This window comes from Streptomyces dengpaensis, from assembly GCF_002946835.1.
Lineage (GTDB): Bacteria > Actinomycetota > Actinomycetes > Streptomycetales > Streptomycetaceae > Streptomyces > Streptomyces dengpaensis.
This window is the reverse complement of record NZ_CP026652.1, coordinates 3,029,768-3,054,973: the sequence shown is the minus strand read 5'-3', so window position 1 is coordinate 3,054,973 and position 25,206 is coordinate 3,029,768. Positions and strand designations below refer to the sequence as shown.

25 protein-coding genes and 1 pseudogene are annotated in these 25,206 nt (G+C 70.9%); 13 read left to right on the top strand and 13 right to left on the bottom strand.

The genetic code is table 11. The features are described 5' to 3' along the window. The first annotated feature begins 46 nt into the window (after positions 1-46). Positions 47-214 carry a DUF3117 domain-containing protein gene (locus C4B68_RS13855; RefSeq protein WP_003966491.1) on the top strand — a complete coding sequence of 56 codons (168 nt, stop codon included), beginning with the start codon at positions 47-49 and terminating at the stop codon, positions 212-214. A gap of 160 nt (positions 215-374) precedes the next feature. On the opposite strand, the gene C4B68_RS13850 is transcribed toward C4B68_RS13855, so the two are convergent. Continuing rightward, positions 375-1,073: an O-methyltransferase gene (locus C4B68_RS13850; RefSeq protein WP_099500014.1), complete on the bottom strand. Its 699-nt coding sequence runs from the start codon at positions 1,071-1,073 to the stop codon at positions 375-377. 226 nt (positions 1,074-1,299) lie between these two features. On the opposite strand from C4B68_RS13850, the gene sigE reads away from it, so the two are divergent. The 5 genes from sigE to C4B68_RS13825 all read left to right on the top strand — a co-directional run bounded on the left by sigE (position 1,300) and on the right by C4B68_RS13825 (position 6,926). After that, positions 1,300-2,001, top strand: coding sequence for an RNA polymerase sigma factor SigE (gene sigE, locus C4B68_RS13845; protein ID WP_099499720.1), 702 nt, complete (start codon positions 1,300-1,302; stop codon positions 1,999-2,001). After that, positions 1,998-2,987 (top strand): anti-sigma factor family protein, encoded by a 990-nt coding sequence (locus C4B68_RS13840; RefSeq protein ID WP_099499721.1) that lies wholly within the window; start codon positions 1,998-2,000, stop codon positions 2,985-2,987. Before sigE ends, C4B68_RS13840 begins: the two co-directional genes overlap by 4 nt. Positions 2,988-3,124: 137 nt before the next feature. Then, positions 3,125-5,356, top strand: a complete 2,232-nt coding sequence (locus C4B68_RS13835) for a S1C family serine protease (protein ID WP_240634343.1) — start codon at positions 3,125-3,127, stop codon at positions 5,354-5,356. Between the two features lie 178 nt (positions 5,357-5,534). Beyond that, complete coding sequence (locus C4B68_RS13830) at positions 5,535-5,981, top strand: sec-independent translocase (protein WP_099499722.1); 447 nt, start codon at positions 5,535-5,537, stop codon at positions 5,979-5,981. A gap of 288 nt (positions 5,982-6,269) precedes the next feature. Then, positions 6,270-6,926, top strand: coding sequence for a hypothetical protein (locus tag C4B68_RS13825; protein ID WP_180289179.1), 657 nt, complete (start codon positions 6,270-6,272; stop codon positions 6,924-6,926). A 184-nt stretch (positions 6,927-7,110) separates the two neighbouring features. Here C4B68_RS13825 and C4B68_RS13820 read toward each other — a convergent pair whose 3' ends face one another. The 3 genes and pseudogenes from C4B68_RS13820 to C4B68_RS13810 all read right to left on the bottom strand — a co-directional run bounded on the left by C4B68_RS13820 (position 7,111) and on the right by C4B68_RS13810 (position 10,159). Next, on the bottom strand, positions 7,111-8,244 hold the full coding sequence (locus tag C4B68_RS13820) for an Mrp/NBP35 family ATP-binding protein (RefSeq protein WP_099499724.1): 1,134 nt from the start codon (positions 8,242-8,244) through the stop codon (positions 7,111-7,113). A 43-nt stretch (positions 8,245-8,287) separates the two neighbouring features. Beyond that, positions 8,288-8,892 (bottom strand): annotated as a pseudogene (locus C4B68_RS13815) (DUF1003 domain-containing protein). Continuing rightward, complete coding sequence (locus tag C4B68_RS13810) at positions 8,882-10,159, bottom strand: magnesium transporter MgtE N-terminal domain-containing protein (RefSeq protein WP_099499725.1); 1,278 nt, start codon at positions 10,157-10,159, stop codon at positions 8,882-8,884. The pseudogene C4B68_RS13815 and the gene C4B68_RS13810 overlap by 11 nt, the downstream one beginning before the upstream one ends. 198 nt (positions 10,160-10,357) lie before the next feature. Between C4B68_RS13810 and C4B68_RS13805 the strand changes: the two genes are divergently transcribed. Further along, complete coding sequence (locus tag C4B68_RS13805; RefSeq protein WP_099499726.1) at positions 10,358-11,119, top strand: hypothetical protein; 762 nt, start codon at positions 10,358-10,360, stop codon at positions 11,117-11,119. 106 nt (positions 11,120-11,225) lie between these two features. Here the strand turns inward: C4B68_RS13805 and C4B68_RS13800 are convergent, their stop codons facing one another. Both C4B68_RS13800 and C4B68_RS13795 read right to left on the bottom strand, forming a co-directional pair. Next, positions 11,226-11,771 carry a hypothetical protein gene (locus tag C4B68_RS13800; RefSeq protein WP_099499727.1) on the bottom strand — a complete coding sequence of 182 codons (546 nt, stop codon included), beginning with the start codon at positions 11,769-11,771 and terminating at the stop codon, positions 11,226-11,228. A gap of 25 nt (positions 11,772-11,796) precedes the next feature. Further along, entirely contained in the window at positions 11,797-12,909 is a 1,113-nt protein-coding gene (locus C4B68_RS13795) for a magnesium and cobalt transport protein CorA (protein WP_099499728.1), read from the bottom strand. A 589-nt stretch (positions 12,910-13,498) separates the two neighbouring features. Here C4B68_RS13795 and C4B68_RS13790 point away from each other — a divergent pair. From C4B68_RS13790 to C4B68_RS13775, 4 genes are all read left to right on the top strand, one after another. Beyond that, a complete protein-coding gene (locus tag C4B68_RS13790; RefSeq protein WP_099499729.1) occupies positions 13,499-14,083 on the top strand; it encodes a suppressor of fused domain protein in 585 nt (194 codons plus the stop codon). An 85-nt stretch (positions 14,084-14,168) separates the two neighbouring features. Next, on the top strand, positions 14,169-14,810 hold the full coding sequence (locus C4B68_RS13785) for a DUF6758 family protein (RefSeq protein ID WP_099499730.1): 642 nt from the start codon (positions 14,169-14,171) through the stop codon (positions 14,808-14,810). A gap of 384 nt (positions 14,811-15,194) precedes the next feature. Next, on the top strand, positions 15,195-16,052 hold the full coding sequence (locus C4B68_RS13780; RefSeq protein WP_099499731.1) for a PHP domain-containing protein: 858 nt from the start codon (positions 15,195-15,197) through the stop codon (positions 16,050-16,052). 289 nt (positions 16,053-16,341) lie between these two features. After that, positions 16,342-16,947 carry a MarC family protein gene (locus C4B68_RS13775; protein WP_099499732.1) on the top strand — a complete coding sequence of 202 codons (606 nt, stop codon included), beginning with the start codon at positions 16,342-16,344 and terminating at the stop codon, positions 16,945-16,947. A gap of 135 nt (positions 16,948-17,082) precedes the next feature. On the opposite strand, the gene C4B68_RS41855 is transcribed toward C4B68_RS13775, so the two are convergent. Beyond that, entirely contained in the window at positions 17,083-17,235 is a 153-nt protein-coding gene (locus C4B68_RS41855; RefSeq protein WP_099499733.1) for a hypothetical protein, read from the bottom strand. Positions 17,236-17,460: 225 nt separating this feature from the next. Here C4B68_RS41855 and C4B68_RS13770 point away from each other — a divergent pair, with 225 nt between their 5' ends. Next, the gene (locus tag C4B68_RS13770; protein ID WP_167459086.1) at positions 17,461-18,357 is read left to right on the top strand and encodes an NYN domain-containing protein; all 897 of its coding nucleotides are present in this window, start codon (positions 17,461-17,463) and stop codon (positions 18,355-18,357) included. A 239-nt stretch (positions 18,358-18,596) separates the two neighbouring features. On the opposite strand, the gene C4B68_RS13765 is transcribed toward C4B68_RS13770, so the two are convergent. Together C4B68_RS13765 and C4B68_RS13760 are read right to left on the bottom strand one after the other, a co-directional pair. After that, on the bottom strand, positions 18,597-19,499 hold the full coding sequence (locus C4B68_RS13765) for an alpha/beta fold hydrolase (protein WP_099499735.1): 903 nt from the start codon (positions 19,497-19,499) through the stop codon (positions 18,597-18,599). Positions 19,500-19,743: 244 nt separating this feature from the next. After that, positions 19,744-21,966 carry a DEAD/DEAH box helicase gene (locus C4B68_RS13760; RefSeq protein ID WP_240634341.1) on the bottom strand — a complete coding sequence of 741 codons (2,223 nt, stop codon included), beginning with the start codon at positions 21,964-21,966 and terminating at the stop codon, positions 19,744-19,746. 469 nt (positions 21,967-22,435) lie between these two features. Between C4B68_RS13760 and C4B68_RS13755 the strand changes: the two genes are divergently transcribed. Beyond that, entirely contained in the window at positions 22,436-23,185 is a 750-nt protein-coding gene (locus tag C4B68_RS13755) for a ferritin-like fold-containing protein (RefSeq protein ID WP_099500016.1), read from the top strand. Positions 23,186-23,254: 69 nt separating this feature from the next. Here C4B68_RS13755 and C4B68_RS13750 read toward each other — a convergent pair whose 3' ends face one another. The 4 genes from C4B68_RS13750 to C4B68_RS13735 all read right to left on the bottom strand — a co-directional run bounded on the left by C4B68_RS13750 (position 23,255) and on the right by C4B68_RS13735 (position 25,168). Continuing rightward, positions 23,255-23,524 carry a hypothetical protein gene (locus tag C4B68_RS13750; RefSeq protein WP_099499737.1) on the bottom strand — a complete coding sequence of 90 codons (270 nt, stop codon included), beginning with the start codon at positions 23,522-23,524 and terminating at the stop codon, positions 23,255-23,257. 231 nt (positions 23,525-23,755) lie between these two features. Beyond that, positions 23,756-23,983, bottom strand: a complete 228-nt coding sequence (locus tag C4B68_RS13745; protein WP_180289180.1) for a DUF3107 domain-containing protein — start codon at positions 23,981-23,983, stop codon at positions 23,756-23,758. A gap of 137 nt (positions 23,984-24,120) precedes the next feature. Further along, the gene (locus C4B68_RS13740) at positions 24,121-24,762 is read right to left on the bottom strand and encodes a TetR/AcrR family transcriptional regulator (protein WP_099499739.1); all 642 of its coding nucleotides are present in this window, start codon (positions 24,760-24,762) and stop codon (positions 24,121-24,123) included. Positions 24,763-24,949: 187 nt separating this feature from the next. Beyond that, the gene (locus C4B68_RS13735; protein ID WP_099499740.1) at positions 24,950-25,168 is read right to left on the bottom strand and encodes a hypothetical protein; all 219 of its coding nucleotides are present in this window, start codon (positions 25,166-25,168) and stop codon (positions 24,950-24,952) included. Positions 25,169-25,206: the final 38 nt, after the last annotated feature.

The following is a 25,206-nucleotide window of genomic DNA, read 5'->3' as shown; positions in this document are numbered from 1 at the left end:
GGGGGCCGTCGGCGACGATGAGCTGGTTTCAGGAAGGGGAACGAGCATGGCGGCCATGAAGCCGCGGACGGGCGATGGCCCGCTCGAGGTGACCAAGGAGGGGCGGGGCATCGTCATGCGCGTTCCGCTCGAAGGCGGCGGTCGGCTCGTCGTCGAGCTGACCCCTGACGAGGCCGACGCGCTCGGCGACGCCCTCAAGAAGGTCGTCGGCTGACGCGGAAGCGACCATACCTTTTCAGCTGCCCCGGCATCGTCATCGGTGCCGGGGCAGCGGCGTTCCAGGGGGCGCCCGTGATTCCAGGGGTACGTCACGACGTACCCCTTTGGTATCGGCGCAGGTCGGAGCGTATGAGCAGGGCGGAGCCGGGTACCGGTCAGCGCTTGACCGCGCACAGCAGGCCGTCGCCCACCGGCAGCAGCGAGGGCACCAGCTCCGGGCTCTCGCGCACCGCGCGCAGCAGCTCGCGCAGCCGGCCGACCTCCGCGGGCTGCGGTCCCGAGTCCACCGTGCGGCCGTCCGCGAAGACGCCCTCGAAGGCGACGAGCCCGCCGGGGCGCAGGAGGCGCAACGATTCAGCTAGGTAGTCCAGGCACTCCAGCCGGTCGCCGTCGCAGAAGACGAGGTCGTAGCCGGCGTCCGCGAGCCGGGGCAGTACGTCCAGCGCGCGACCGGGGATGAAGCGGGCGCGATTGCTGGCGAAACCGGCCGCGCGGAAGGCCTGGCGGGCGAACTGCTGGCGCTCCGGCTCTGGGTCGACGGTGGTCAGTACCCCGTCCGGCCGCATGCCGTGCAGCAGATGGATTCCGGAGACGCCGGTCCCGGTCCCGATCTCTGCCACCGCCTTCGCGTCCACGGTGGCGGCGAGCAACCCCAGCGCGGCGCCCGTGCCGGGCGACACCGAGCGCAGCCCTGCCTCCTGGGCCCGGTCCCGGGCCCAGAGCAGTGCTTCGTCCTCGGCGACAAAGGCGTCGGCGAACGCCCAGCTCGTCTGCCGGTTGCCGGTAATGACCCTCTCCTGTCCCCGTGATTGCCTGGGCGTGACTGTATCCGTTGGCGCCGGGAACCCGCAGATGGGACCGGGCGTTTGGAGGGGTGGAGAGACAGAGCGGGGAAAGAGGATGGACCAGTACTCACAGCAGGGCGCCGAGCAAGTGCTCACGCAGCCCTGTGTGCGCGCATCAAATTCTCTTAAAACCGCTTATCCGGAGCTAACGGGCGAGGTGGCTATGGTAGGGGCTCCACTGGACACCACCAGAGCCGACAGGGGAGGTGCGGCTGCGCCTGTGGATCGGAGAGGGGTGCTGCGGCGCCTGCTCAGATCGGCGGGTGAGCCGAAATCCGTGACCGACATCGCTGACCAGTTCCACACCGCTGCCCCCGCGCAGACCGCGACGTTCGCCACCGACGCGGAGTCGCAGACGTGGACTCCGCCCACCTGGGAGGAGATCGTCAGCACGCACAGCGGCCGGGTCTACCGTCTCGCGTACCGCCTGACGGGCAACCAGCACGACGCCGAGGACCTTACCCAGGAAGTCTTCGTCCGCGTCTTCCGCTCGCTGTCGACGTACACGCCCGGCACCTTCGAGGGCTGGCTGCACCGCATCACCACGAACCTCTTCCTGGACATGGTGCGCCGCAAGCAGCGCATCCGCTTCGACGCCCTCGGCGACGACGCGGCCGAGCGCCTGCCCAGCCGCGAGCCGTCCCCACAGCAGGTCTTCAACGACGCGCACTTCGACGCGGACGTCCAGCAGGCGCTGGACACCCTCGCGCCCGAATTCCGCGCCGCAGTCGTCCTGTGCGACATCGAAGGACTGTCGTACGAGGAGATCGCCGCGACCCTGGGTGTCAAGCTCGGCACGGTCCGAAGCCGGATCCACCGTGGCCGCTCGCAGCTGCGCAAGGCCCTTGCCCACCGGTCTCCCGAGGCCCGCGCCGAGCGCCGCTCGTTCGCGATCAGCGGAGTGCCCGTGCTGGGGGGAGGGGGCGCGACCGCGTGAGTGGATCCCGGCCGAACTCTGCCGAGCGGCCCATTGCTGAGCAGCACCTCGGCGACCGACTCTCCGCCCTCGTGGACGGAGAGCTCGGTCATGAGTCGCGCGAGCGCGTCCTCGCCCACCTCGCCACCTGTGCGAAGTGCAAGGCCGAGGCCGACGCCCAGCGCCGACTGAAGAACGTGTTCGCGGAAGTAGCTCCTCCTCCGCCCTCCGAGAGCTTCCTTGCCCGCCTCCAGGGGCTTCCCGGGGGTGGTGACTCCAACGGCGGCGGCTCGCCGCTGGGCGGGGGAGCATTCGGCGGCCGGATCCCCGGAGCCGACCGGACCTCCGGAGACACCAGTTTCTTCGGCGTGAGGGGCGAGCCCTTCGGGTACGTCCCGGCCGGACCGCACGCCGATGTGCTGCCCCCCTCCTCGGGACGCGGCTTCCGCATCCATGACGTCAGCCGTCAGGAGGCCGAGCGATCGGCCTCGCGCGGGCTGCGGTTCGCCTTCGCCGCCGCCGGCGCGGTTTCGCTGGCCGCTGTGGCGCTCGGCGGGGTGTCGACCGGAGTGCCGGGTGACACCACGGACGCGCGCGGTGGTTCCGGCGCCGGAAGCAAGGTGACGCCGACCCGTTCGCAGGGCACGGGGGCCGCGACGGCTCCCGAGGCGCAGCGCCGACGCTCTGTCGGGCCGCTGTTCGCGGGTGGCCAGCAGGCGCTCGGCGGCGGTCCGGTGGCGCCCACCGAGGTGTCCGCGCCGCTGCTGCCCGGAGTCCCCGCTCCGGTCCCCCGCGGCCAGGAAGCCGTGCACACACTGACGGCACCGGTGGTCGCCGGTGCCGCCGCGATGTCCCCGCTCATACGTCCGCTCACCGATGCCCAGCCGCTCGCGCTGACGACGTGGCCAGCTGCCCTGGAGGTCACGACCCCCGGCCTGCTCGCCGTCCCCGCGTCCACCCGGTCCCCCTCTTCGTCCCCGTCCCCCACTTCCCGTACCGTCCGCTGAACCCGCCCTCTGCGCGGCGGCCCATGAACCTGGTTGAATCCAGGGTGGGCCGCGTCCGCAGGAGGGATCCCGGACGCGGAGTCGACAATCTGCGGTGACCTCGGCGAGTGATGCCGCGGGCCAGGTGTGGGGAGAGCATGAGCGAGGGGAAGCCCACGAAGGCGAAGTGGTGGAGCAGGCCCCGGCCGCAGGGCGCGGGACCCGACACCACCACGGATCACCTCACGGAACCGGTGCCCTCGGAGGCCGCAGGGACGGCTGTGCCCGAGGGGGGCGCGGGTGCGCCAGGCGCCCGCACGCCTGGAGCGGCTGCGGACGCCCGTACGCAGCCGGGCGCCGCCGACGCGAGGGTTTCCCGCGACGAGGGCCGCCCAGCCGCCGACGAGGGCGACTACGAGCTGGGCCGTCCTGGGCCCAGCGTGGCCCTGACGGGTGCGGCCGGTGCCGACGGTGACGGTGACTTCGAATTGGGCCGTCCTGGGCGGAGTGAGGCTCCGGCGGCTGCCGACGGTGACGGTGACTTCGCGTTGGAGCGGCCCGCTTCGGCTCCCCGGGGGAGCGCGCCGGGCGGCGAGTCGTCCGAGCACGTCGCCGCCCCCGCGGAGCGCCCCAAGCCCCTGCACGACCCCGACCCCTACGGCACCCCGCCCTACGGTCAGCCCGGCCCCTGGGCGCCCGCCCCGCCGGTCCAGCACCCGGCGGCCACGCCCGCGCACGGGACGCAGGTCCCGCCGGTCCAGCACCCGGGGGCCACGCCCGCGCACGGGACGCAGGTCCCGCCGGTCCAGCACCCGGGGGCCACGCCCGCGCACGGGACGCCCGCCCCGCCGGTCCAGCACCCGGGGGCCACGCCCGCGCACGGGACGCAGGTCCCGCCGGTCCAGCACCCGGGGGCCACGCCCGCGCACGGGACGCAGGTCCCGCCGGTCCAGCACCCGGGGGCCACGCCCGCGCAGGGGACGTACGTCCCGGCGGGGACAGCGGCCCAGGGGACGCCCTTCGACGCTTCGGCCCAGGCCGCGCCCTTCGACGCCGCCTCCCAGGCCGCGCCCTTCGATGCCGCCAGCCAGGCCGCGCCCTTGCCGTCGCCGCCCGTCGGCCACGGCGCCCCCGTTCCTCCGGCCCCGTACGCCGGCGCCGCCCACGAACCCCCCGTGCAGAGCCCCCAGCCCCCGTCCCCCTGGCAGAACTACGACCCCTGGGCCCCGCGCCCCCTCCAGCAGAACGGCGCGGCTGTGGCGAGCGTGACGCAGCGGCGTAAGCGGGCGAAGAAGGTGCTCGTGGGCGGGGCCGTGGTGCTTGCGCTTGTCTCCGGGGGAGTGGGAGGCGCCGTAGGGGCGTATCTGGAGCGGAACGGCGGGGTGGGAGACGTCGAGCTGCCGCAGGCGGGGAAGGAAGCGCCGGGGCGGGCTCCGGAGAGCGTGGCCGGGATTGCCGCCCGTGCGCTGCCCAGCGTCGTCACGCTGCATGTGCGCGGGTCCCAGGAGGAGGGCACCGGCACCGGCTTCGTGCTCGACAGCCAGGGGCACATCCTCACCAACAACCACGTCGTCGAACCGGCCGGCGGCAGCGGCGAGATATCGGTGACGTTCAGCGGCGGCGAGACCGCCGAGGCCGAGGTCGTCGGGCACGACAGCGGGTACGACCTCGCCGTCGTCAAGGTCACCGACGTCAGCGGGCTCGACCCCCTGCCGCTGGGCAACTCCGACAACGTCCAGGTCGGCGACCCCGTCGTCGCCATCGGCGCCCCCTTCGACCTCGCCAACACCGTCACCTCCGGCATCATCAGCGCCAAGGAGCGGCCCATCACGGCGGGCGGCGAGAGCGGCGACGGGAGCGACGTCTCGTACGTCGACGCCCTGCAGACCGACGCGCCCATCAACCCCGGCAACTCCGGCGGACCCCTGCTGGACTCCAAGGCCCGCGTCATCGGCATCAACAGCGCCATACGCTCCGCCGACAGCGGCTCCGACCTGAAGGGCGGTCAGGCAGGCTCCATCGGTCTCGGCTTCGCCATCCCCATCAACCAGGGCAAGCGCGTCGCCGAGGAGCTCATCAACACGGGCAAGGCCACCCACCCTGTGATCGGTGTCACGCTCGACATGGACTACTCGGGCGACGGCGCCCGCGTGGGCACCAAGGGCAACGGCGGTGGTCCACCGGTCATCGCGGGCGGTCCCGGCGCCGAGGCGGGCATCAAGGCGGGCGACATCATCACCGAGGTCGACGGCCGGCCCGTCCACTCCGGCGAGGAGCTCATCGTGAAGACCCGCGCCCACCGCCCCGGAGACCGGCTCCAACTGACCCTCCAACGGGGTGGCAAGGAGAAAACGGTCACCCTGGTGCTCGGCTCGGCGGACGGCGGCTGATCAGCTCCGAACGGCAAACAGCGTGGCAAGCCCGCCGTGTGCATGAACCCGGAAGCCCCGGGACAGTTCCGGACGGACAGGATCGACGGGTACCGTGGACCAGGCCCGGACCACGGAGGACCCACCGAGGGAGACCGACCGAGGGGCCGAGGACCGAGGACATCGCAAGGAGCTTCAGGTGTTCAATGACATAGGACCGCTCGAGCTGGTGACGCTCGTTGTGCTCGCCGTGCTCGTCTTCGGCCCGGAGAAGCTCCCGAAGATGATCCAGGACGTCACACGCACCATCCGCAAGATCCGCGAGTTCTCGGAGAGCGCCAAGGCGGACATCCGCGAGGAACTCGGCCCGGAGTTCAAGGACTTCGAGTTCGAGGACCTCAACCCCAAGACGTTCATCCGCAAGCAGCTGGACAACGACGAGCTGGGGCTCAAGGAGATCCGCAACGGCTTCGACCTGAAGAAGGAGATGGCCGAGGTCACGGACGCCGTCCACGGCGGCGACTCCGACACTGCGTCGTCCTCCTCGTCGTCTTCCGGTTCGGCCGGCGGCTCCGTCGACATGACGAAGAAGCGCGAGAAACTCGCCCCGGACGAGCGCCCGCCCTTCGACGCGGACGCCACCTGAGCCGTACGCCCTCCGCGCCGTACGGATGCCACGTGAGCTGGACGACACGCGAGCCCGTACGCCGTCTGAAGCCGTGACCCGTACTCCGTCTGAAGCCATGAGTCGTACGTCGTCCGAATACATACCCCTCGCGGCCTGAATCCGGCGCGTGCGCGTCCCGCGCGCCGGGCGGTTTCGCTGCTGCTCGGAGCGGTGTGGCTATGCTGCCCAGTTGTTGTGCGGACCGATAAGGACGCCCGAGGGGGGCGGGCCGCCCGGTCCGACGAGAGCGAGGAGGCGTCCGGGCAGATGGAGACGACAAGTCGGGTAGGCGCGCAGGCGCCGGCCGCGGAGGGCGGACAGCAGGTCCCCTCCGCCCGGCGTACGGTCGACGGCTACCTGCTGGCGCCCTTCCCGTGGTACGGCCTCGACGAGGCCTTCACGGGGCCGCGCTGGCTGATGCAGGTCGGTACGTCGGCGGACGGTGCCGTCGAGCACGGTTCGATCGGGCACGGCGACGAGCCCACGGTGCGCGCCGAGTCGGCCGAGGACAAGGAACGCTTCGCGGTCGTGGTCACCGTCGCGGCCAGCCCCGTACGCCGCAGCGCGGACGGTACGGGTCTGCTGGAGGCCACCTCGGTGTCCTCCGCGGCCTGGCTGGCCGGTGTGGGACTGCTGTCCTTCACCTGGCCCGGGCAGATGGACCACAGCCTGCGGGACAACTGGCTGGACCAGCAGACCGAGACCGCGTGGGTCCTGGCCGACGACCTGAACGGCCCCGACTGGTCCACGCTGTCCCTTCCCGTGGACGGCGTTCCCACATCCTTCCACTACCGCGAGTCCGAGTTCGGCTGGGTGCTCGCGGGGTCGACCCAGGAGGGGGGCCACGTGGGGGCGTACGGGCGCGGGATGAGCGCCTATGGGCTGGGGTTCGCGATGATCAAGGACATCGGAGAGTACGCCTAGCCGGCGGGGTTACGGGGAAGGGGCGCCGTCTTGATAGACGGCGCCCCTTCCTGTGCGGTTTCTGGGGCTGGATCTCCCTGACCAGGCGCCCGGCGCTGCAGGCTGTGCCCACCCTCCCCCACTCTCGGCTTCGCGCGAGCGGGGGACCCTCATCGCCCTGCGGAACGACTGCCCACAGCAGTGGCTAGAACTTGTTCCTCGGGGTGATGCCGAGTGACATGCCCGACAGGCCGCGCTGGCGGCCGCCGAGTTTGCCGGCGATGGCGCGCAGGGCGGAGCCCGCAGGGGAGTCGGGGTCGGAAAGGACCACCGGCTTGCCCTCGTCGCTGCCCTCGCGGAGGCGGACGTCGATCGGGATGGAGCCGAGGACCGGGACCGTGGCGCCGGTCGTGCGCGTCAGGCCCTCGGCGACCGACTGGCCGCCGCCCGTGCCGAAGACGTCGACCATCTCGCCGCAGTGCGGGCAGGGCAGGCCGGACATGTTCTCGACCACACCGACGATCTTCTGGTGGGTCTGGACGGCGATGGAGCCGGCCCGCTCGGCGACCTCGGCGGCGGCCTGCTGCGGGGTGGTGACGACGAGGATCTCGGCGTTCGGGACCAGCTGCGCGACGGAGATCGCGATGTCGCCCGTACCCGGCGGGAGGTCCAGCAGCAGCACGTCCAGGTCGCCCCAGAAGACGTCCGCCAGGAACTGCTGGAGCGCGCGGTGGAGCATCGGGCCGCGCCACACCACCGGCGCGTTGCCCGGGGTGAACATGCCGATGGAGATGACCTTCACGCCGTGTGCCTGCGGCGGCATGATCATGTTCTCGACCTGGGTCGGACGGCCGTCCGCGCCGAGCATGCGCGGCACCGAGTGGCCGTAGATGTCGGCGTCCACGACGCCGACCTTGAGGCCGTCGGCCGCCATCGCCGCCGCCAGGTTCACCGTGACCGAGGACTTGCCGACGCCGCCCTTGCCGGAGGCGACCGCGTACACGCGCGTCAGGGAGCCCGGCCTGGCGAAGGGGACCTCGCGCTCGGCCTGGCCGCCTCGCAGGGAGGACGCCAGTTCGCGGCGCTGCTCGTCGCTCATGACGTCGAGCGTGACGTCGACGCCCGTGACGCCCTCGACCCGGGAGACCGCCTCTGTCACGCGCTGCGTGATCGTGTCTCGCATCGGGCAGCCGGAGACGGTCAGATACACAGTGACCGCCACCGTGCCGTCCGCACCGATCTCCACTGATTTGACCATCCCCAGCTCGGTGATGGGTCGCTGGATCTCGGGGTCGTTCACCGTCGCCAGTGCTTCGCGCACCGCGTCTTCCGTAGCCATACCGACGATGGTACGGCGACGGGCCGCGGGCCCGGTAAGCCCGTCACCGGTCGTCTACGTCACGTCTTTCGAACGTTCCGCCGGGAATACTCCACGGCTGTCGCCGTGGCCGTCGGGATACCGGTCCTCCAGCTCCTTGATCAGGTCCTCGAGTTCGGAGCGGATCCAGTCGCGGGTGGCGACCTCGCCGAGGCCCACACGCAGCGCGGCGATCTCGCGGGTGAGGTACTCGGTGTCCGCGATGGACCGCTCGTTCTGCGTGCGGTCCTGTTCGAGGTTGACCCGGTCGCGGTCGGCCTGGCGGTTCTGCGCGAGCAGGATCAGCGGGGCGGCGTACGAGGCCTGGAGCGAGAGCATCAGCGTCAGAAAGATGAACGGGTAGCTGTCCCAGCTCAGTACGGGAGGCGCGAAGACGTTCCACAGCACCCACAGGATGATGACGAACGTCATCCAGACGATGAACCGCCCGGTGCCGAGGAAGCGGGCGATCTTCTCCGACAGCCGTCCGAACGCCTCCGGGTCCCACTCGGGCACCAGTCTGCGCCGGGGCACCTTCGGCTGGTCGAGCCGCCTGTGCTGCCGGGCGGCGGTGGCCCCGTGGGCGACCCGTTCGGCGATCCGCTCGCGGTTCTCGCGCTCAGGCGCCATCGGGTTCCTCGCCTTCGAGGTGGAACTCGGTCTCGCGCCAGTCCTCGGGCAGCATGTGGTCCAGTACGTCGTCCACGGTCACCGCGCCGAGCAGCGAGCCGCTCTCGTCGACGACGGGCGCCGCAACCATGTCGTACGTCGCGAAGAACCCGGCCACGACAGGCAGCGCGGCCTCCGGGTCCAGCGGCTGGAGGTCGTCGTCGACCAGCGCGCCGACCAGCGTGAACGGAGGATCGCGCAGAAGCCGCTGGAAGTGGACGGTACCCAGGTACTTGCCGGTCGGCGTCTCGTCCGGCGGGCGGCACACATACACCTGCGCGGCGAGCGCGGGGGAGAGGTCCGGGTTGCGGACGCGGGCGAGCGCGTCGGCGACCGTCGCGTCGGGCCGCAGCACGATGGGCTCGGTGGTCATCAGGCCGCCCGCGGTCTTCTCCTCGTACGCCATGAGCCGCCGTACGTCCGCCGCGTCGGACGGGCGCATCAGCGCCAGCAGCCGCTCCACGTCCCCGGCGGGCAGTTCGGAGAGCAGATCGGCCGCGTCGTCCGGGTCCATCGCCTCCAGGACGTCGGCCGCGCGCTCCTCCTTGAGCTTGCCGAGGATCTCGATCTGGTCGTCCTCGGGGAGCTCTTCGAGGACGTCGGCGAGACGGTCGTCGTCGAGCGCCGCGGCCACTTCTCCGCGCCGCTTCGGGGACAGGTGGTGCAGGACGTTCGCGAGGTCCGCCGGGCGCAGCTGCTCGAAGGTGGCGAGCAGGCTCTCGGCGCCCTGTCCCTTCTCCTCCAGCGAGAACCCGGTGACGGCGGACCACTCGACGGTCAGCGTCTCGCCCTTGGTGCGCCGGAAGGCCCCGCTGCGCGCCTTGCGCACGAAGACCCGGTCGATCAGCCAGTCCCGCCGGGCAGGCACCTGCTGGATCGACACGTCGAGCACGGTCACCTCCTCGCCCGTCTCGACGAGGCGGACGCGGCGGTCGAGCAGCTCGCCGAAGACGAGCCGTTCGGTGGGCCGCTGCTCGAAGCGGCGCACGTTGAGGACACCGGTGGTGATGACCTGGCCGGAGTCGATGCCGGTCACCCGGGTCATGGGCAGGAAGATGCGCTTGCGCGTGGACAGTTCGACGACGAGGCCGAGCAGCCGGGGCGGCCGCCGTCCGATGCGCAGCATGGCGACCAGATCCCGCACCCGGCCCACCTGGTCGCCGTTCGGGTCGAAGACGGCGACACCGGCGAGGTGCGAGACGAAGATCCGGGGGGCGCTTGCGGCCATGTCAGCGCCTCCTTGCCTTCCTTCTCCGCATACGTGCCTTCTGTGCAGCTCTGTCCGCTCGGGTGGGCTTCAGGCTAGCCCGTCCCAGTCGGATACGCCCTGGTGAGCGGTCCGGACGGACTGCCTCCGTCGTGCGTGGGCGGCACGGGTACGCTGCCTACGCCATTCAGGTCCCCCGCACGAAAGGCAGCCCCGCCTGTGACTGGAATTCCCCAGGGCCGAAGCCGCAGGGCCCCACTGGTGAGCGCGGTGTGCGCACTGGTCGTGACGGGGACGGGGCTGGCGGGGTGCGGGGCTGAGAAAGACCCGGACGCGGGCACGAACGGCGTGGGCAAGCTGCCCGCCGCCACCATCCAGGCGAAGACGAAGAAGGCGGCCGAAGCGGCGGACGCGGTACGGCTCTCCGGAAACGTGGTCGTCAACGGGACGACGTACACCCTCGACATGCGCCTCAAGGCCGACGGGGGCACCGGCTCGGTCACCTCGAAGGGGGAGGCCTTCCGGCTGCTGCGGGTCGGCGAGAATCTCTTTCTGAAGGCCGACGCCGAATTCTGGAGCGACCAGGACGGCAAGGGCGGCACGACCTCGGCGGACACGGCGGCGGCCGAAAAGCTGGAGGGCATGTACGTGAAGGTGCCGACCGGTGACCCCGCCTACAAGCGCTTCAGCGGCTTCACCGACAAGGACGTCCTCCTCGACGGCCTGCTGAGCCTGCACGGCACCCTCGGCACGGACGGCCGTCACGAGCAGTCCGGCGTCCGCACCATCCGCATCACCGGCGGCAAGGGTTCCGGCGGCTCCCTGGACGTCTCCCTGGAGGGAACCCCGTACCCGCTCCTCCTGGTCCGCGCGGGCAACGCGGGCACCCTCCGCCTCAGCGACTGGGGCAAGGACTTCCCCCTGGAGGAGCCCACCAAGAAGGAGACGGTGGACTACGGGCAGCAGCTGCCGTCTTCGTAGAGCCGCTGCCGTCTTGGTAGACCCGGAGACGCCCGCGTCGTGGACTAGCTCACCGGTGTCTATGAGGTGCCGTTGCTTCTCCGCGACTTGATCCGCCGGACGGGCCCTAGCGGCGCTTGCGCTTCTTCATCAGCAGGCGCGGCAGGGCGGCCGGGATCGGCCGACGCGTGATCGCCGGGGTCGGGACGGGCGCGGCCGCGAGAGAGCCCTCGGGGAACTCCCGGGTGGCGCCCGACGGCTCCAGGCGGAGCACCCGGCACTCACGGGCCCAGCGTTCGGGCATGGCCTCGCCGTCGGGGGCGTTCAGGCGCTTGCCCTTGAGCTCGCCGACGGCCGCGTCCCACTCCGGGCTGCCGGGGGCCAGCTCCACGACCTTCGCGGACCAGGAGACCAGGCGTCCGCCCTTGTCCTTGCTGCGTACGGTGACGACCGCGGTGCCCCCGTCGACCAGGTCCGGCAGCGGCTGCTCGCCAGGCCCGTCGCCCACCAGGCAGGCCGCGCCGTCGTGCCACACGTGCCACAGGGCGCGGGAGTGCGCCGCGTTGCCGCCCTGGGTCTGGAGCGCCGGCGCGCCGCCGCCCCGTACCCAGATCAGCCCGGACTTCTTGGTGGCCTCCTCGACGAGGGCCTGGTCGAGCAGCTCTTCCGTCATGGGGCCAAGACTATCCAGCCCGCGTCTACAGCCACCCGTTGCGCTTCAGCATGCGGTGGATCGTGAGACAGATGCCGACCGTGACGCCGAGCACCAGCGGGTAGCCGAACTTCCAGCGCAGCTCCGGCATGTAGTCGAAGTTCATGCCGTACACACCGCACACCATCGTCGGTACGGCGATGATCGCGGCCCAGGACGTGATCTTGCGCATGTCCTCGTTCTGCGCCACGGAGGCCTGGGCGAGGTTGGCCTGGAGGATCGAATTGAGCAGCTCGTCGAAGCCGAGGACCTGCTCCTGCACCCGGGCGAGGTGGTCGGCGACGTCCCGGAAGTACTTCTGGATGTCGGGGTCGATCAGCCGCATCGGCCGCTCGCTCAGCAGCTGCATCGGGCGCAGCAGCGGCGACACCGCCCGCTTGAACTCCAGTACCTCGCGCTTGAGTTGGTAGATCTGCCCGGCGTCCCTACCGCGCGGCGTGCCCTTGCGGCCCGGCGAGAACACCTGGGTCTCGACCTCGTCGATGTCGTCCTGCACGGCGTCCGCGACCGCGATGTACCCGTCGACGACGTGGTCGGCGATCGCGTGCAGCACGGCGGAGGGGCCCTTGGCGAGCAGCTCGGGGTCGTCCTGGAGCCGGTGCCGCAGCGCCCGCAGGGAGCCGTGCCCGCCGTGCCGGACCGTGATGAAGAAGTCCCGCCCGGTGAAGCACATGACCTCGCCGGTCTCCACCACCTCGCTGGTAGGGGTCAGCTGGTCGTGCTCGAGGTAGTGGATGGTCTTGAAGACGGTGAACAGCGAGTCGTCGTAGCGCTCGAGCTTGGGGCGCTGGTGGGCCTGGACGGCGTCCTCGACGGCCAGCGGGTGCAGCCCGAACTCGCTGGCGATACCGGCGAATTCGGCCTCCGTCGGCTCGTGCAGACCGATCCACACGAAGCCGCCGTCACGCTGCACCTGACGCATCGCCTCGTGCGGCGACAGGGGCTCGCGGCTCTCGATGCGGGCGCCGTCGCGGTAGACGGCGCAGTCGACCACGGCGGACGGGGTCGAGGGGTCACGGGTGGTGTCGTACGAGCCACCGTCCTTGCGCAGCGAGGGACGGGGGCGGACCGCGTCGCGCAGGTCACGGATCATCGACATGGCAGGCTCCTTCGCAAGGGAGGCCGCCGGGCGACGGTTGAAACTACCCGGAATGGGGACGTCCTGACTGCGGATGTTTGGCACGTCCACAAAGCGGGGAGCACCGCACCGTCGCGGTGGCAGCTTCGCTACTGATTCAGATCGGACAGATCAGGTACAGATCACGTTCTGATCAGACAGATCGGCAGATCGGGCGGAAACGAAGCGCTCTTCCGTCGTGCGCCGCGACGACGCTGACACGTACGCACACGTTCGCAGGAGACAGCAGCTAGGGGAACAGTCGAACTAGCCGGAGAGCTCAGCGACCGGAAGAGCGGGTGGTACTGCACGGTCGACTTCGATCCATTGCAGCCCCACCTCCTCCGGTCGGTCCCCCGTGAGGGACGAGCCATCCCCCGTAGGGGAGTCTGTCTCCCCGTGGGGAGTCAGTGTTTGTGCGGTCGGAGCTCGAGAGCGACTCCCCCAGTGCCTTAAGGGCCTGGGTGGTGCCCCCATCAGCGCGCTGCCACGACCGGCGGCCAACACTATCAGCGCGCTGAAGCGTCAAGCCCCCGCTTTGCGCGTTACTGACGAGATCTATGCTCGGCTCATGGCTGATGTTCTCCCTCTGGTCGAAGCCCGGTTGTGCTCTGCGCTGGGCGAACCCGACGCGCGGGCCGGCGTCACCTTCCTCGGCACCGACCGCATCGAAGTGCTGCGCTTCACAGAGGGCGACCTCGTCCGCTACGCGACGCTCGGCATGTCCGCCCAGCCGATGGCCGACCCCACGGCGGTCCTCGCCGACCCGGTGAAGGGACCGCGCGCGGAGCTGATCCTCTCGGTGCGCGCGGGCGCCGCCGACACCGACAAGGTGCTCCGCCCGCTCGCCGTACTCGCCGTGTCCCCGCAGGTCGAGGGACTGGTCGTGGCCCCCGGCGCCTCGCTGGACGTGGGCGAACCGCTGTGGCCCGGCGCGCCGTTCACCTCCGTCCTGGTCGCCGAGTCCGGCGGCCTGGTCGAGGACCTGGAACTGGACGCGCCCGCCGATCCCGTACGTTTCCTGCCGCTGCTCCCGATGACGCCCAACGAGGCCGCGTGGAAGCGCGTGCACGGCGCGGGCGCCCTCCAGGAGCGCTGGCTGAACGGGGGAACGGATCTGCGTGACCCACTGCGCAAGTCTGTTGCGCTGGACTGAGATTGGGCTCTGTGCCGTGACAGGCACACGCCGGACGGGTGATCGTCCTTGACGCGGCGAAGGACGGGGAGGACCGTTGGGCCCTATGAGGGGCGAACCCAGTTGCCCGAAGTGTGGTGGCCGGGTCAGGGCTCCCGGCCTCTTTGCCGATTCGTGGCAGTGCGACGTGCACGGAACCGTGCATCCGCTGCAGCCCGTGATCCCGCCCAGCGTCGAGGCCCTCGGAGTGGTGGTGCACCGCGCCCGGGTGCCGGTGTGGATGCCGTGGCCGCTGCCGGTCGGCTGGCTGTTCACGGGTGCGGCCTTCGCGGGTGACGATCGCAGCGGGGGGCGCGCGACCGCCGTCGCCTGCTCGGGACCCGGACCGCTCGGCGGCATAGGCGAGCTGATCCTCGTCGCCGAGGAACTCGGCGTCGGCCTCGGCGCGCGGTACGCGGGCATCGACGGGCCCGACCCCGGCGCGTACATGAGCGTCGAGAAGCCGCCCCAGGCGAAGGTCCTCGCGGCCGGCCGCCCGACCCCGCTGTGGCACGTGTCCGGCGCCCCCGACGACCGCGCCGTCTTCGCGGGCGAGGCGCGCGGACTGTGGCTGTGGGCGATCGTGTGGCCCGAGCAGTCCGGACTGCTGATGTACGACGAACTGGTGCTGACCGATCTGCGGGAAGCGGGGGCGGAGATGGATCTGCTGCCGATCGGGGCGTTGTCGCCGCGGATTCTCGAGCCGTAGCGCTCCGCCCGGCTGATTCTTAGCCCGTCCGGCGTTTGAGGACGAGCGCGTCCAGCGCGATGCGGGGGTTTGGGGGCGGCAGCCCCGAAGGACGGGACGGGAAGGGGCGGAGGGGGCGAAAACGCCTGAGGGCCGGCGGCGTGTGCGGGCCGGCGGCGCGTGCGGGTCGGTGGGGGCCGGTCGCGCCCACGCGGCGAAGCCGCAGATGTCACTGCCCCGCACCCCTTACGGGGCGCTGCTGCGGCCGCAGGGCTCACAGGTTCTCCGTAGGGGGCGCTCGGTCTTCGTAGGGGGTGCTCGCCAGGTACGGGTGTGACAGGGGGCGCGGCATTCCCGTTATCCTGGGTGTCTGCTTCCGTCCCGTCGCCGTCTGGAGTTCGCGTAGTGCGCATCGACCTGCACACCCACTCCACGGCTTCCGACGGTACGGACACGCCGGCCGAGCTGGTGCGGAACGCTGCCGCCGCCGGGCTGGACGTCGTCGCGCTGACCGACCACGACACCACCCGCGGGTACGCCGAGGCGATCGCCGCGCTGCCCGAGGGGCTCACCCTCGTCACCGGCGCCGAGCTCTCCTGCCGTATCGACGGCATCAGCCTGCACATGCTGGCCTACCTGTTCGACCCCGAGGAGCCCGAGCTGCTCGCCGAGCGTGAGCTGGTGCGGGACGACCGTGTGCCGCGTGCCCACAGCATGATCGCCAAGCTCCAGGAGCTGGGCGTGCCGATCACCTGGCAGCAGGTGGCGCGCATCGCGGGCGACGGTTCGGTCGGGCGGCCGCATGTCGCGTCCGCGCTGGTCGAACTGGGCGTCGTGGACAGTGTCTCGGACGCTTTCACCGAGAAGTGGCTGGCCGACGGCGGCCGTGCCTACGTCCCCAAGCACGAGACCGACCCCTTCGAGGCGCTCCGGCTGATCAAGGGCGCGGGCGGCGTCGCCGTCTTCGCCCACCCGGCCGCCGTCAAGCGGGGCCGTACGGTGCCGGAGTCCGCGATCGCGGAGCTCGCCGCGGCGGGCCTCGACGGCATCGAGGTCGACCACATGGACCACGAGCCGGCGACCCGGGCGCGGTTGCGCGGACTCGCGGCCGACCTCGGGCTGCTCGCCACCGGGTCGTCCGACTACCACGGCAGCCGCAAGACGTGCGTGCTCGGCGAGTACACGACCGACCCCGAGGTGTACGGGGAGATCACTCGGCGGGCCACGGGCGCGTTTCCGGTGCCGGGTACCGGTGGAGCCTGACGCTTCTCGGGCTTCTCACTTCTCGGTTTCTCGATTCCAGGTCCGTTACTGAGGTCCGCTCTGAGGTCTGTTCCGCGTGTCCTTTCCCAGGTCTGTTGTCAGGCGCACGGCGCTGTCGGCTGTGCCGCCCTGTACCTGACCTGACCTGACCTGTCCTGCCCTGCCCGCGGAAGCCTGACCTGCCTCCAGAACTCTGACCCGTCTCCGGAGCTCCTCTCCTGCCTCCGGAACGAACCCCGGCCCACAGCGGCCATCCCTGTTCTCACCACCACCCGCAAGGCCATTCACCGTGTTCGACGTCGCCGTCTTCGGCTCCCTCTTCCTCACCCTCTTCGTCATCATGGATCCCCCCGGGATCACCCCGATCTTCCTCGCGCTCACCGCCGGACGCCCCGCCAAGGTGCAGAAGCGGATGGCCCTCCAGGCCGTCTGTGTGGCGGGTGGCGTGATCGTGGTGTTCGGACTGCTCGGGCACCAGATCCTGGACTACCTGCATGTCTCCGTACCCGCGCTGATGATCGCGGGCGGGCTGCTGCTCCTGCTGATCGCCCTCGACCTGCTGACCGGCAAGACCGACGAGCCCAAGCAGACCAAGGACGTCAACGTCGCCCTCGTACCGCTGGGCATGCCGCTGCTCGCCGGGCCGGGCGCCATCGTGTCCGTGATCCTGGCGGTGCAGAAGGCCGACACCGTCACCACGCAGGTGTCCATGTGGACCGCGATTCTCGCGATCCATGTCGTGCTGTGGCTCGTGATGAGGTACTCGCTGCTGATCATCCGCATCATCAAGGACGGCGGTGTCGTCCTGGTGACCCGTCTCGCGGGCATGATGCTCTCCGCGATCGCCGTGCAGCAGATCATCAACGGGGTCACGCAGGTGATTCAGGCGAGCTGAAGGCCTTCGAACCGAGGTCTTCGACCCGAGGTCTTCGAACCGAGGTCTTCGATTCGAAGGCCTCCGGGACGCGCAGAGCCCCGTACGGCGTCGGTGCCGTACGGGGCTCTGGAGTATGTGTCAGAGATCCGCTTGTTACGAGGCCGAGGTCTCGGCCGGGCGGATCCACAGTCGCTGCCCGATGGCCGCGGCTTGCTGAACGATCCGATTGACGGAGGCAGCGTCCACAACGGTGCTGTCCACGGTCGTGCCGTCGGCATCGTCGAGTCGCCTGATTTCGAAGCGCACAGGCTTCTCCCTTCGTCTGGTCATCCTCCTGAGGAGAACTACTGGTGAGCGGCGCGCGGGCGGCAATGTCCCGGCATCCATAGAGAGACAACAGGGTGCGTGTTTCAAACATTCCCTACGCTAAGGAAATTTTTCGAGAATCTAATTACCGGCCGGTATGAGGCCTGGCGGAGACTGAACGGGGCCGGTTGTGTTCGCAGCGTGACCACCGGGACAATGAAGGCGATGAACGACGACCTCGCGGCGCTCGGCGCCCGCATCGACCATACGAACGAGCTGCTGCAGCGCATGCTCGCCGAGGTGGCGAAGACGCCCTCGACCCACGCGATCTTCGTCGACGCGGGATATCTGTACGCGGCCGCGGGGCGGCTGGTCGCCGGGACGGAGGACCGCCGCTCCTTCGAGCTGGACACCGAAGGTCTCCTCGAGGCGCTCATCGACCGGGCCCGCACGATCTTCGCGGACAGCAGGCTGCTGCGCGTCTACTGGTACGACGGCGCACGCCGCCGCATCCACACCGCCGAGCAGCAGGCGATCGCGGAACTCCCGGACGTGAAGGTGCGGTTGGGCAACCTCAACGCCAACAACCAGCAAAAGGGCGTCGATTCCCTGATCAGGTCCGACCTGGAGTCCCTCGCCCGGCACCGCGCCATCAGCGACGCCGCGTTGCTCGGCGGTGACGAGGACCTGGTCTCGGCGGTGGAGGCCGCGCAGGGGTACGGGGCCCGGGTCCACCTGTGGGGGATCGAGGCGCCCGAGGGCCGCAACCAGGCCGAGCCGCTGCTCTGGGAGGTCGACAGCCAGCGGACCCTCGACCTCGACTTCTTCAAGCCGTACGTGTCACGCCGGACCGGCCTCTCGTACGACGCGACGTTGGCGGCCCGGCCCACACGGGAGGACGTGCGCTTCGTGGGCGCGCAGATCGCGGCGAAGTGGCTGGCGGCGCGGGGCCGGGAGTCGCTTGTGGAGCTGTTGCCCGGGCACCCGTATCTCCCCGGCTCGGTCGACCAGGATCTGCTGGTCGAGGCGGAGGGGCTGTTGCAGTACTCCCTGCGGGGCCAGGCGGATCTGCGCCGAGCGCTCCGGGACGGCTTCTGGGAGCACTTGCAGGCGCAGTACTAGGGCACGTGCGGGCGCAGTATCAAGGCACTCGCAGGTGCGTACTAAGCGACCCCGAGGAAGTTCAGGCACGCACCCACGCCGCCCGGCACGCTCCCCCACTGCCTCAAGGGCGTGGGAGGTGCCCCCACTCGCCGCACCGGCCAAAGGCCCAAGTAGCTCCGCTACGAGGACCTTCGCCCGGCACGCCGAGAGCACGCACCGAACGACGCGGGAACGCACCCGCACTTCCCCGGCGCCGCTTAGCGGCCGGCTCGCCGCTCCTGGCCGTCCGCGTGATCCCAGAAGTACGCGAGGGCGCGGGCCGTTTCCAGGGGCTGATCCGCGTTGGGGGAGTGCTCGGCTCCTCGTACGACCGTGCGGTGGGCCCCCAGCCGTACGGCCATCTCGTCCAGCAGGGGCAGCGGCCAGGTGTCGTCGCGCTCGCCCGAGAGCACGTGCATCGGCAGAGCGATGGCGGCCAGTTCGGCGACACGGTCGGGCTCGGTGCACAGTTGGCGGCCGGTCGCGACGAGCTGGGCGGGGCTGTTGCCCAGCCAGCGGCGCCGTAGGTCGGCGAGGTCGTCGAGGCCCGCGTCGAGCCCTCCGGTGTCGGTCTCCTCCGGCGGCTCCATCGCCCGGATCGCCTCCCACACCTGGGCCATGTCCATCACCGCGAGCGTGTCCCGCAGCAGCTTGACGCGCTGCTGTTGGGGGGCGGAGATCTGGGCGGGGCCCGAGGACATGAGCGTCAGTGAGGAGAAGGGGGACGGGTCGAGCAGCACCGCGGCGCGCGAGATCTGGCCGCCGAGGGAGTGTCCTACGAGGTGCAGCGGGGTGCCTTGCGTGTCGAGGGCGGCGGCCTGCGACAGTACGTCCCGTGCCAACTCGCCCTGCGCGTACGCCGTTTCGTCGCGCTCCGGTCCCCCGGTCTCGAACTGCCCGCGCCCGTCCACGGCCACTGTCCGGTAACCCGCCGCCGCCAACGGCTCGTGCAGCGCGATGAAGTCCTCCTTGCTGCCGGTGAATCCCGGCAGCAGGAGGGCGGTGCCCTTGGGCCGCCGCCCGTCCGGCGCGGCGTCGAGCACGGCGAACTCACCGCGTGCGGTGGGGAGCCGGTAGGCACGGACTCCGGGCGGCGGGGCGAAGGTGGCAGGCCTGCTCATGCGACCGAGGTTATCGCCCCCTCCGCCCCTACCCGTCCCGTACCCGGGGCTCCGCTCCAGACCCCGTTCCTCAAACGCCGGAGGGGCTATCTCCAGCCCGTCCGGCGTTTGAGGACGAGCGCGTCAGCGCGATACGGGGGGTCTGGGGGCGGAGCCCCCCAGATACGGGACGGGTAGGGGCGGAGGGGGCGAAAAAAATGGCCCGGCCCCACCGAACAGTGGGACCGGGCCAACAACCAGAGAATCAGCTCTCCGCCGACTCCGCGGCAGCCGCGGCCTTGCGAGTGCGCCGGCGCACCGGCTTGGGCTCGGCCTCCTCGGCAGCGGCCTGCGCGGGAATATCGGCGTCGACGGTCTCGGCGGCGGCCTTGCGCGTCCGGCGACGCACAGGCTTGGCCTCCGCCGCCTCGGCGGTGTCCACGGCGGCGTCGGCGGCCTTGGCGGCTACAGCCTTGCGCGTACGCCGCGGCTTGGCCGGAGCCTCCGCCACGCCCTCAGCCACGTCGGCGACAGCCTCCGCGGCCTTGCGGGTCCGCCGGCGCACCGGCTTGGGCTCGGCCTCTTCGGTAGCGGCCTGGGCCGGAATCTCGGCGTCGACGGTCTCGGCGGCGGCCTTGCGCGTCCGGCGACGCACAGGCTTGGCCTCCGCCGCCTCGGCGGTGTCCACGGCGGCGTCGGCGGCCTTGGCGGCCGCAGCCTTCCGCGTACGCCGCGGCTTGACCTCCGCCTCAGCCTCGACGGTGTCGACAACGGCCTCCGCGGCCTTACGCGTACGACGACGCGGCTTGGCCGGGGCCTCCGCGACCTCGGCAGCGACAGCGACGGCCTCAACAGCGACGACCTCAGCGGCTGCCACGGCTGCCACGGCTGCCACGGCCTCCACGGCTTCCACGGTCTCCACCGGCTCCGCCGTCTTCCGCGTCCGGCGACGACGCGGCTTGACCGGCTCGTCGACGGCACCCTCCGCCGTCGCCACGGCGGCCTCCGCGGCCTCGGGCACGGCGGCGGTTTCCGCCGCCCCACCACGCGTACGGCGCCGACGGCGCGGCGTGCGCGGCTCGACGGCCTCGTTGGCTTCGGCGGAGGCGGAGGCGGAGGCGGAGGTGGAGCCAGAGGTGGAGCCGGTCTCCGTCCCCGTCTCCGGAGACGCTGAAGTCTCCTCCAACGGCGCCCCGTTGCGCGTACGACGGCGACGACGCGGCGTACGCGCCGGGCGCTCACGCTCGGCGGACGGCGCCGGGGAGCGGCCACCGCGCCCGCGCGGCCCACGGCCACCGGTCTCGCCGAGGTCCTCCACCTCCTCGGCCGCGAGCCCGGCGCGGGTGCGCTCGGAACGCGGCAGGACACCCTTGGTGCCGGCCGGGATGCTCAGCTCCTCGAAGAGGTGCGGAGAGGTGGAGTACGTCTCCGGCGGGTCGTTGAAGCTGAGCTCCAGCGCCTTGTTGATCAGCTGCCAGCGCGGGATGTCGTCCCAGTCGACGAGCGTGATCGCGATGCCCTTGGCGCCCGCGCGGCCCGTACGGCCGATGCGGTGCAGGTACGTTTTCTCGTCCTCGGGGGACTGGTAGTTGATGACGTGGGTGACGCCCTCGACGTCGATGCCGCGGGCGGCGACGTCGGTGCAGACGAGGACGTCGACCTTGCCGTTGCGGAAGGCGCGCAGCGCCTGCTCGCGGGCGCCCTGGCCGAGGTCGCCGTGGACCGCGCCGGAGGCGAAGCCGCGCTGCTGGAGCTGGTCGGCGAGGTCCGCGGCCGTACGCTTCGTACGGCAGAAGACCATGGCCAGTCCCCGGCCCTCGGCCTGCAGTATGCGCGCGACCATCTCGGGCTTGTCCATGTTGTGCGCGCGGTAGACGTGTTGCGAGGTGTTCGCGACCGTCACGCCCTCGTCGTCCGGCGCGGTGGCGCGGATGTGCGTGGGCTGCGACATGTAGCGGCGCGCGAGACCGATGACCGCGCCCGGCATGGTCGCCGAGAACAGCATCGTCTGACGGCGGGCCGGCAGCATGTTCATGATCTTCTCGACGTCGGGCAGGAAGCCCAGGTCGAGCATCTCGTCGGCCTCGTCGAGGACGAGCGCCTTGATGTGCTTGAGGTTGAGCTTCTTCTGGCCCGCGAGGTCCAGCAGCCGCCCGGGGGTGCCGACGACGACGTCGACGCCCTTCCTGAGGGCCTCGACCTGGGGCTCGTACGCCCGGCCGCCGTAGATGGCGAGGACGCGTACGTTACGGACCTTGCCCGCGGTCAGCAGGTCATTGGTGACCTGGGTGCACAGCTCGCGCGTCGGAACGACGACGAGGGCCTGCGGGGCGTCGGTGAGGGCCTCGGGCTGCGCGCGGCCCGCCTCGACGTCGGCGGGAACGGTGACGCGCTCGAGAAGCGGGAGGCCGAAGCCCAGCGTCTTGCCGGTGCCGGTCTTGGCCTGGCCGATGACGTCGCTGCCGGACAGGGCAACGGGGAGCGTCATCTCCTGGATGGGAAAGGGGTTGATGATGCCGACGGCCTCAAGGGCCTCGGCCGTCTCGGGAAGGATCCCGAGCTCTCGGAAAGTCGTAGTCAGGGTGCTGCCTCTTCTGTGTACGCGGTGCGAGGCGAGCGCGGGGGTCGTGTCGGGACCGTGCCGGGGACGTCGGCCGCTTGTCGGGCGGGCCAAGTGGCATGGGACCACTGCCGACGCTCGAGCGCTCGTACCGCTGAGGGTCCCTCCGGACGCCGTACGCAGAGTGCCGTACGGACGAAGAGGGCTGTCGGGTCGGAGCCGATCGGGCCACCGACCGGGCATCCTCATTCGTGCGGCCCGTCGAATACTCGACCGGGCGCATTAGCACCATACCCTGGAATCGCGCATATGCGATGGCCGATTTGGTCACGTCGTCGTTGTCACAGTGGTTGACCAGGGACTTCCCTCTTGCGGCGAGCGGGCTATTGTGCGCTTCATGACGACGCCTGACAACGCCGCTGACAAACCCGCCGAGGCCAAGCCCGGGGCCACCTCGGTCGCCGCCCAGGACTGGGCCACCGCCTCCGCCGACCCCCAGTACCGCGCCGCGGTCGTGGACCTGCTCGGAGCGCTCGCGTACGGCGAGCTCGCGGCGTTCGAGCGGCTGGCGGAGGACGCCAAGCTGGCGCCCACCCTCATCGACAAGGCGGAGCTGGCCGCGATGGCGTCGGCCGAGTTCCACCACTTCGAGCAGCTGCGGGACCGGCTCGCGGCGATCGGCGCGGAGCCGACGCAGGCGATGGAGCCGTTCGTCGCCGCGCTCGACGGCTTCCACAAGCAGACGGCTCCCTCGGACTGGTTGGAGGGGCTCGTCAAGGCGTACGTCGGCGACTCGATCGCCAGTGACTTCTACCGCGAGGTCGCGGCCCGCCTCGACGCGGACACGCGCGGGCTCGTCCTCGCGGTTCTCGACGACACCGGACACGCCAGCTTCGCCGTCGAGAAGGTGCGCGCCGCGATCGACGCCGACCCGCGCGTGGGCGGCCGCCTCGCGCTGTGGGCGCGTCGCCTGATGGGCGAGGCACTGTCCCAGTCGCAGCGCGTGGTCGCCGACCGCGACGCCCTGTCGACCATGCTCGTGGGCGGCGTGGCGGACGGCTTCGACCTCGCGGAGGTCGGCCGGATGTTCTCGCGGATCACCGAGGCGCACACGAAGCGGATGGCGGCGCTGGGGCTGGCGGCCTAGGCACCGCGCTCGCGCGGTGGGTCGTGAGGCTTGTGACGCTCGCGGCGCTTTCGGGAACGGCGGTGCGGGTTACGCCGTCGCTGAGCTGCGCCGAAAGCGTTCCGCCGGGCGGAGGAGGAGCGACAGCAGGGCTGCGGAGACCGCGGCCGCGCCGAGGAGGATCACCAGGAAGTGGCCGGCGCCCAGCGCGGTGTGCGTCAGGAAGGCACCGAACAGGGCCCCGGCCACACCGGTCGACAGGACCAGGCTACGGGCCGGCAACCGGTGGGGCAGGCGGTACGCCGCCGCCCACGCCAGTGCGAGACCGAGCATCGCGGAGCCGAGTGCTTCCAAGAACATGGTGAGGTCCCTCCCGCACGGCCGGCGCAAATCGGTCGTAGCCGGTCTTACCCCTGACGTGCGGAATGCAATCCTCCTCTGTGATCAATCTGTGCTCTGTCTGTGTACGACAGCGGTATGTGCGACGACGGCCGTAACCGCCTACCACTGCGGGGCCGCACCCGCTCGGCCAGGCATGCGAAAGGGCCCGGTGACTCAGTCACCGGGCCCCTGTGCTGTCGCTCGCCTGTACTACAGCGCGCTGAATCCCACCTTGCGCTGCGTGGGCTCACCGAGCTCCACGTACGCCAGGCGGTCGGCCGGAACCAGGACCTTGCGGCCGTGGTCGTCCACGAGTGTCAGCAGCGCCGACTTGCCGGACAGTGCCTCCGACACCGCGCGCTCGACCTCTTCCGGGGTCTGACCGCTCTCCAGAACGATCTCGCGGGGCGCGTGCTGCACGCCGATCTTGACCTCCACGGCTATGTCCCTCCGACGGTCAGTGATGTGCGCGTCTGTCTCCGCGCCGTACGCAGCACACATTAGCCCGGTGAGGGGACGTAGACGCTCCGCTCAAGAACGCCAGGAGCGAACAGCGGGCGGGAACAAAGTGGCGGTCAGTGGTGCTCGGTGCCGTGCAGCGGGAAACCCGCGATGCCTCGCCAGGCCAGCGAGGTCAGCAGCTGGACCGCCTGGTCGCGCGGGACGCTGCGGTCACTGTGCAGCCAGGACCGGGCCACCACCTGCGCCAGGCCGCCGAGGCCCGAGGCGAGGAGCATCGACTCGGCGCGCGAGAGGCCGGTGTCCTCGGCGATGACCTCGCTGATCGCCTCCGCGCACTCGTGCGTCACCTTGTCGACGCGCTCGCGGACCGCCGGCTCGTTGGTCAGGTCCGACTCGAAGACCAGCCTGAAGGCGCCGCCGTCGTCCTCGACGTACGCGAAGTAGGCGTCCATCGTCGCGCGGACGCGCAGCTTGTTGTCCGTGGTGGACGCGAGCGCGGTCCGAACCGCCTGGAGCAGCGACTCGCAGTGCTGGTCCAGCAGGGCGAGGTACAGATCGAGCTTGCCCGGGAAGTGCTGGTAGAGGACCGGCTTGCTGACGCCCGCGCGCTCGGCGATGTCGTCCATCGCGGCCGAGTGGTACCCCTGCGCAACGAATACTTCCTGGGCGGCGCCGAGGAGCTGGTTGCGTCGGGCACGGCGCGGCAGGCGAGTGCCCCGCGGGCGTGCCGCCTCTGTCTGCTCGATGGCTGTCACGCCGCCTCCCAAAATTGTCCACACGCGGTGTGCGCCGCTCGGCCATCGTACTTTTCGGTAACCGTGGTGTGCGCGGTGCGAGCGCAGAATTTCATGGACCGGACGCGGGCGATAGTGGCACAAAGGGCGCCGAACGGCACGAGGTGGGCGCTACGCCGCCCCGACTGCCCTGATCAGCGGCTTCCCGTCACCGGTACTCGTCCTCGTTGAGTTGTACGACCCTGGCCTGTTCGGCGAGGTCCGCCTCGTTGGCATTCAGGGGGTCACCGACGGGCTTCGGGTCGACGTCGTCCGAAGGGTCCAGCTCGGCGGCCTGCTCGGCGGCGTCGGCTTCCGGTGCTTCCGCGTCGAGGATTTCCCGGAACCGGTCGTTGAAGTTCTCGGTGTCTGTCGGGTCGACTGTCATGGTTCCTCTTCCCGAGCGGTGCGAGTGCGCTCCCGTGC

What these genes read in the sequence shown, in the direction of transcription:
- C4B68_RS13825 (WP_180289179.1), top strand. Translation starts at nt 6,270, where the DNA reads ATGGAGACGACAAGTCGGGTAGGCGCGCAGGCGCCGGCCGCGGAGGGC.
- C4B68_RS13735 (WP_099499740.1), bottom strand. Translation starts at nt 25,168, where the DNA reads ATGACAGTCGACCCGACAGACACCGAGAACTTCAACGACCGGTTCCGG.
- C4B68_RS13835 (WP_240634343.1), top strand. Translation starts at nt 3,125, where the DNA reads ATGAGCGAGGGGAAGCCCACGAAGGCGAAGTGGTGGAGCAGGCCCCGG.
- C4B68_RS13760 (WP_240634341.1), bottom strand. Translation starts at nt 21,966, where the DNA reads ATGACGCTCCCCGTTGCCCTGTCCGGCAGCGACGTCATCGGCCAGGCC.
- C4B68_RS13785 (WP_099499730.1), top strand. Translation starts at nt 14,169, where the DNA reads ATGAGGGGCGAACCCAGTTGCCCGAAGTGTGGTGGCCGGGTCAGGGCT.
- C4B68_RS13820 (WP_099499724.1), bottom strand. Translation starts at nt 8,244, where the DNA reads ATGGCTACGGAAGACGCGGTGCGCGAAGCACTGGCGACGGTGAACGAC.
- C4B68_RS13855 (WP_003966491.1), top strand. Translation starts at nt 47, where the DNA reads ATGGCGGCCATGAAGCCGCGGACGGGCGATGGCCCGCTCGAGGTGACC.
- C4B68_RS13790 (WP_099499729.1), top strand. Translation starts at nt 13,499, where the DNA reads ATGGCTGATGTTCTCCCTCTGGTCGAAGCCCGGTTGTGCTCTGCGCTG.
- C4B68_RS13800 (WP_099499727.1), bottom strand. Translation starts at nt 11,771, where the DNA reads ATGACGGAAGAGCTGCTCGACCAGGCCCTCGTCGAGGAGGCCACCAAG.
- C4B68_RS13750 (WP_099499737.1), bottom strand. Translation starts at nt 23,524, where the DNA reads ATGTTCTTGGAAGCACTCGGCTCCGCGATGCTCGGTCTCGCACTGGCG.
- C4B68_RS13795 (WP_099499728.1), bottom strand. Translation starts at nt 12,909, where the DNA reads ATGTCGATGATCCGTGACCTGCGCGACGCGGTCCGCCCCCGTCCCTCG.
- C4B68_RS13765 (WP_099499735.1), bottom strand. Translation starts at nt 19,499, where the DNA reads ATGAGCAGGCCTGCCACCTTCGCCCCGCCGCCCGGAGTCCGTGCCTAC.
- C4B68_RS13810 (WP_099499725.1), bottom strand. Translation starts at nt 10,159, where the DNA reads ATGGCCGCAAGCGCCCCCCGGATCTTCGTCTCGCACCTCGCCGGTGTC.
- C4B68_RS13770 (WP_167459086.1), top strand. Translation starts at nt 17,461, where the DNA reads ATGAACGACGACCTCGCGGCGCTCGGCGCCCGCATCGACCATACGAAC.
- C4B68_RS13755 (WP_099500016.1), top strand. Translation starts at nt 22,436, where the DNA reads ATGACGACGCCTGACAACGCCGCTGACAAACCCGCCGAGGCCAAGCCC.